We start from the raw sequence: 5,304 nt of genomic DNA, 5'->3' as shown, positions 1-5,304 counted from the left end.
TCCATGAGTAAGATGGAAAATTGCATTCTTCATATCATGCCGGCGTGGCGGAATTGGCAGACGCGCTGGACTCAAAATCCAGTGCCCGCAAGGGCGTGCCGGTTCGACCCCGGCCGCCGGTATCACATCTGAAAAACCCGGAAAGATGATTTCATCTTTCTGGGTTTTTTTGTCGAATTTTTTAAACGGTGATCCTCTACTGTTGTTACTCTATAGATACAGCATTTGAAAAGAAAAAATATTTTCTTTTGATTTTCCCTTTACAAAAAAATATTTTTTTGTATAATAAGAGTATAAAGGTTGGATGCGCTATCATATCGCTGAAGTTGCGATCGGCCAAAGAACTGATGGTTTAAGTGCTTGGGTACGCATCAAAGCTGGAAAACAATCAAGAGGACGATATTTCTTAAGGAAAAGGAAGGGTGAAGCGTAATGAAATGGGGATTTAGATGGTATGGGGAAAAGGGAGATACGATTCCGTTGAAACATGTAAGACAGATACCTGGAATCAATGGTGTTGTGGGAACGTTATTGACCAAGCTGCCTGGAGATGTATGGGAAGTTTCTGAAATCCAAGAATTGAAAGACTCCGTGGAAAAAGGCGGTCTGGAATTATTGGGGATCGAAAGTGTGGCGATCCATGATGCAATCAAAGCGGGAACGCCTGAACGCGATCAATACATTGAAAATTACATTACGACAATCAAGAACTTGTCCGCATGTGACGTTCGCATGATTTGCTACAGCTTCAAGCCGATCTTCGGTTGGGCAAAAACAGACTTGTTCTATGAAAATAAAGATGGCAGCTTCTCGCTTGTATACGATCAAGCTGTCGTGGACAAAATGGAACCGGCTGATATGTACAAACTGATCCACAGTCAATCGAAAGGCTTCAGCCTGCCCGGTTGGGAAGAAGAGCGCCTGAATAAATTCGGCAAATTGGTGGAAATGTACGAAGGCGTTACGGAAGAAATCTTATTTGAAAATTTGAGCTATTTCTTGAAAAAAATTATTCCAGTATGTGAGGCAATGGATGTCAAGATGGCGATTCACCCGGATGATCCTCCATTTGAACTATTCGGTTTCCCGCGCATCACGAAGAATTTGCATGACCTGAAAAAAATCCTCAGTATTGTGGATTCTCCATACAACGGACTTACGCTCTGCACAGGTTCTCTTGGAGCTGAACCAAACAATGATATGGTTGAAATCATCCGTGAAGTCGGACATAGAATCAATTTTGTTCACTTCCGCAATGTCGAATTTTTGGGCGAACGCAAATTCAGGGAATCAGCACATTTGAGCACGGATGGATCATTGGATATGTACGCCATCATGAAGGCTTTAGTGGATGTCGGGTTTGATGGAGTTGTTCGTCCCGATCATGGGCGTACGGTTTTTGACGAGGTCGCAATGCCTGGTTATGGGTTGTATGACCGCGCAATGGGCATTACATATCTGCAAGGATTGCACGAAGCAATCACGAAGGCAAAAGGATAAAAATCCTTAACGTAAGAAAGTGAGAGTGGAATATGTTAGCAAACATGGAGCACGAAATTTATCGACAAATCGAAGAAACAAAATTGTTGCCTCTTTATACCGCTACGGATCTTTCCTGTTTGGATCGCTTGGAAGAGATTCTGGTCAAGAACGAGGTGCGGTTCATTGAAGTGACGTTCCGAAGCAACTTAGCCTTGGATGCAATGAAGAAATTGGCTCAGTCAGGCGAGCTGATTGTTGGCGCGGGGACAGTAAGGACATTGAAAGAAGCAAAAGATGCGGTTGAAAATGGCGCGAAATTCATTGTTTCGCCGGCGATCGTTCCGGATGTCATCGAATACTGCATCAAACATGATATCCCTGTGTTTCCCGGGACGGCGACACCTGGCGATATTCAACGCGCTACGGAATATGGCATCAAAGTAGTGAAATTTTTCCCCGCAGATATTTATGGTGGGTTAAAAGCGATCAACGCTTTGAGCGGCCCTTTCTACGATGTCAAGTTCTTGCCGACTGGCGGAATCAACGAAGATAACTTTATGGAATATGTCCAAAATGACCATATAGTTGCTGTGGGCGGTTCGTTTATCATTTCTGAATCGGCCATCCAAAAAGATGATGGCGAAACGGCGGATAAAACACTAAAATCATTGGTGGACAAAATCAGAGCCTAGAAAATGGCTGAAGGTTCGGTTGTTAGAACAATCCTTTGCCAAGCGAATTAAGATGAGTAGAGTAATGACACGACGGTGTTGTTGCTCTACTTTTTTCTGGCCCAAGTTGAGTAAATGAATATGGTCAACCGGGACCGGCTTATCGCAAAGTGATTCTCTGCCACTAAAAAAAATAACATTTCCCAGTTGACAATAATGAGAAAAGGATTATAATGAATTAAAATTACACTAATAAAATCTGTGATGAGAAGTAGTAGCCAATGGCGTTTAGTCAAAGCGAGCTTGGGGCAGTGAAAGCCAAGCACTGTAGCTGTTGGTGAATGGATCTCTGAGACGTGATGCGAAAATTATAGTAGCAAAAACCGGGAGTCCGCCGTTAAAAGGACGGGGTATCGATTAACATCCGTACCCGCAGAGCGAGTTTTGTACTGAGGTGGCAAACGAATGGAAACATTTCGTCCTTTTGAGGAGGAAGTGTTTTTTTGATTCTGTAGTATTAGCGCGAAAACAATGCATAGCCCATTTTTTGGTGACGTATTGGGTCCTTGATTCCGGTAGGGAGGCAAGGAGCGCAAAGAACGACAGGATCGAGCGTGAGTCAACAGTAGAGAACTAATATGGGTGGCACCGCGGCTACATCGTCCCATTATAGGGGATGTTGTGGCTTTTTTTGTACCCAAAATCCCCTGAATCAAGCAGAAATAGCAAAAAAATCTCATTAGGGGTGGATGAAATATGTTTAATCTGACAGCAACAGAATTTGCAGCAGCAAAAAAGCACAATAAGGTGTTTCCGGTACACTTGACGGTCAATGCGGACCAATTGACGCCCATCGGTATGTATTACAATCTTGAAGGGGAGCATAAGTTTTTGTTTGAGAGCGTTTTTTCTGAGCGGGAAATCGGGAGATACTCCTTCCTGGGTTCGAACCCTTACAAGAGCATTACGAGTATGGGCGAAGACGTGACGATCACTACCGATGGACAAGCCGTGCGCAAAAAAGGCAAGGTGCTCGATTTCGTTAAAGAGCACGTGTCGATTCCTTATCTCAAGACCGATATCCCGTTGCCTTTTGTCGGTGGTGCAATCGGCTACGTTGGCTATGATGTCATCCGACAATACGAAAAGCTGCCGAATGTGAACCCGGATGAACTGCAGGCGCCTGAAGCCTACTTGATGTTCTACAAGCAATTCATCAGTTACGATCACTACCAGCACAAAATGACGCTTGTCCATAATGTTTTCCCCGAGGATACGGAGGATTATGAAACAATTACTGCCAATCTGGAAAAATTAGCCGAAACGATGAACCAGACAAACGGCATCCGACCTTTCCAAGAGGTGAATCCGAATCAAGAGGTTTCCTCAAACGTCAGCGAAGCGGAATTTTGTACGCTCGTCGAGAAGGCGAAAGAATACATCAAAGCCGGCGACATCTTCCAGGTTGTCCTCTCGCAACGGCTGAAAATCAAGTCCGAATCCGAACCGTTCGATATCTACAGAAGACTGCGCACGAAGAATCCGTCGCCTTATCTTTTCTATATCGATCTAGGCGATTTCCAGGTGGTCGGTTCCTCTCCGGAAAGTCTGGTCACCGTTCAGGATGGCGAAGTCATGACGAATCCGATAGCCGGAACGCGCAGAAGAGGGAAGAACGAAGAGGAAGACAATGAGTTGAAGAAAGAGTTGCTTGCAGACGAGAAGGAGCGGGCAGAACATGTGATGCTGGTGGATCTGGGAAGGAACGACATCGGCAGGATCAGCGAATTCGGCAGCGTCAAGCTGGATAAATTCATGGAAGTGGATATCTACTCCCACGTGATGCATATCGTTTCGAAAGTGACGGGCAAATTGAAACCGGGCCTGACCTGCTTTGAAGCCTTGAGCGCTTGTCTGCCTGTAGGGACCGTTTCCGGTGCGCCAAAAATACGGGCGATGGGCATCATCGATGAATTGGAAAAAACGAAGCGGGGCATCTATGCCGGTGCGGTTGGCTATTTCTCCTATAATGGCAACATGGACACGTGCATCGCCATCCGGACCATCATTCTGAAGGACGGCTTCGCCTATGTCCAAGCCGGCGCAGGGATTGTGCATGATTCCGTTCCGCAATCGGAATATACCGAGACACTCAACAAAGCAATGGCCTTGAAGGAGGTAATCTGAATGATTTTATTGATCGATAATTATGATTCCTTTACATATAACCTCTATCAATACATCGGAGAAATCAATCCGGATGTGCTGGTCGTGCGCAATGATGCCCTGACAGTGGAGGAGATGAAGGCGATGGATCTGGACTGCATCATCCTTTCCCCAGGACCGGGCGTGCCGGAAGATGCCGGGATTTGCGTCGATGTGGTCAGGGAATTTGCCGGGAAAGTGCCTTTGCTTGGAATCTGTCTTGGGCATCAGGCCATCGGGTATGCCTATGGCGGGAATGTCATCCGTGCAGAAACGCTGAAGCACGGGAAAACTTCCATGGTCACGCATAACGGCGATCCGCTTTTCCAAGGGATCACTTCCCCTTTCGAGGTAATGCGTTACCATTCGCTGGTAGTTGAAGAAAAGAGCCTTCCTGATGAACTGGAAATACTCTCCAAAAGTTTGGACGATGGCGTCATCATGGCGATGAAGCATAAGGAGCATGCTGTTTACGGCCTGCAGTTCCATCCCGAGTCCATCTTCACCAAAGATGGTCAGAAGCTTATCCGGAACTTTTTGGAAAACATCGCCAAAAAAGCAGTGCTGCCAGTAAATTGATCTAAATAGGCATGGTGAGCGGGACAAATCCATCAGAGCATCCGACTGCGGAAGTCGGATGTTTTGGTCGGAATACGGAGGGTTTGGACCGCTGACGCGCATGCCATATGGAGAACAATCATAAGGTTTCCTAGGTCTGTGTCGAAAGGTTTAAAAAAAATTAAAAAATCGTTGACAGCATTCGGCTGCGATGATAGTATATAGAAGTTGTCCGCCAGAATCGGCTTTGAAATGATTTGGAAAAATTGTTGACATGCGATTTAGAGCGTGATATTATATAAAAGTTGCTGATCCACGCATCTGCAAGCCGATATTGCTTCTGAAAAACTTTCAGAAAAGGCTTGACGGAGAGTCGGAGCCGTGATAT

At 45.6% G+C, this 5,304-nt stretch carries 4 protein-coding genes, 1 tRNA gene and 1 other annotated feature; all 5 genes read left to right on the top strand.

All coding sequences use genetic code 11. The annotated features are described in order from the left end of the window. Positions 1-38 precede the first annotated feature (38 nt). The 5 genes from PH235_RS14370 (at position 39) to PH235_RS14350 (ending at position 4,937) form a co-directional block, all read left to right on the top strand. A tRNA-Leu gene (locus PH235_RS14370) sits at positions 39-122 on the top strand. Positions 123-432: 310 nt separating this feature from the next. Next, positions 433-1,500, top strand: a complete 1,068-nt coding sequence (uxuA, locus tag PH235_RS14365) for a mannonate dehydratase (RefSeq protein WP_272162944.1) — start codon at positions 433-435, stop codon at positions 1,498-1,500. Between the two features lie 32 nt (positions 1,501-1,532). Continuing rightward, positions 1,533-2,174: a bifunctional 4-hydroxy-2-oxoglutarate aldolase/2-dehydro-3-deoxy-phosphogluconate aldolase gene (locus PH235_RS14360; RefSeq protein ID WP_272162943.1), complete on the top strand. Its 642-nt coding sequence runs from the start codon at positions 1,533-1,535 to the stop codon at positions 2,172-2,174. 231 nt (positions 2,175-2,405) lie between these two features. Continuing rightward, positions 2,406-2,823, top strand: a binding site (T-box leader). 86 nt (positions 2,824-2,909) lie between these two features. Continuing rightward, a complete protein-coding gene (trpE, locus tag PH235_RS14355) occupies positions 2,910-4,340 on the top strand; it encodes an anthranilate synthase component I (RefSeq protein ID WP_272162942.1) in 1,431 nt (476 codons plus the stop codon). Further along, positions 4,341-4,937: an anthranilate synthase component II gene (locus tag PH235_RS14350; RefSeq protein ID WP_272162941.1), complete on the top strand. Its 597-nt coding sequence runs from the start codon at positions 4,341-4,343 to the stop codon at positions 4,935-4,937. The last annotated feature ends 367 nt before the right edge of the window (positions 4,938-5,304 follow it).

The organism is Trichococcus sp. K1Tr, from assembly GCF_028309625.1.
Lineage (GTDB): Bacteria > Bacillota > Bacilli > Lactobacillales > Aerococcaceae > Trichococcus.
This window is presented reverse-complemented; position numbering and strand designations above follow the sequence as displayed.

Coding starts and splice junctions, on each gene's coding strand:
- PH235_RS14350 (WP_272162941.1), top strand. CDS start 4,341: ATGATTTTATTGATCGATAATTATGATTCCTTTACATATAACCTCTAT.
- PH235_RS14360 (WP_272162943.1), top strand. CDS start 1,533: ATGTTAGCAAACATGGAGCACGAAATTTATCGACAAATCGAAGAAACA.
- uxuA (WP_272162944.1), top strand. CDS start 433: ATGAAATGGGGATTTAGATGGTATGGGGAAAAGGGAGATACGATTCCG.
- trpE (WP_272162942.1), top strand. CDS start 2,910: ATGTTTAATCTGACAGCAACAGAATTTGCAGCAGCAAAAAAGCACAAT.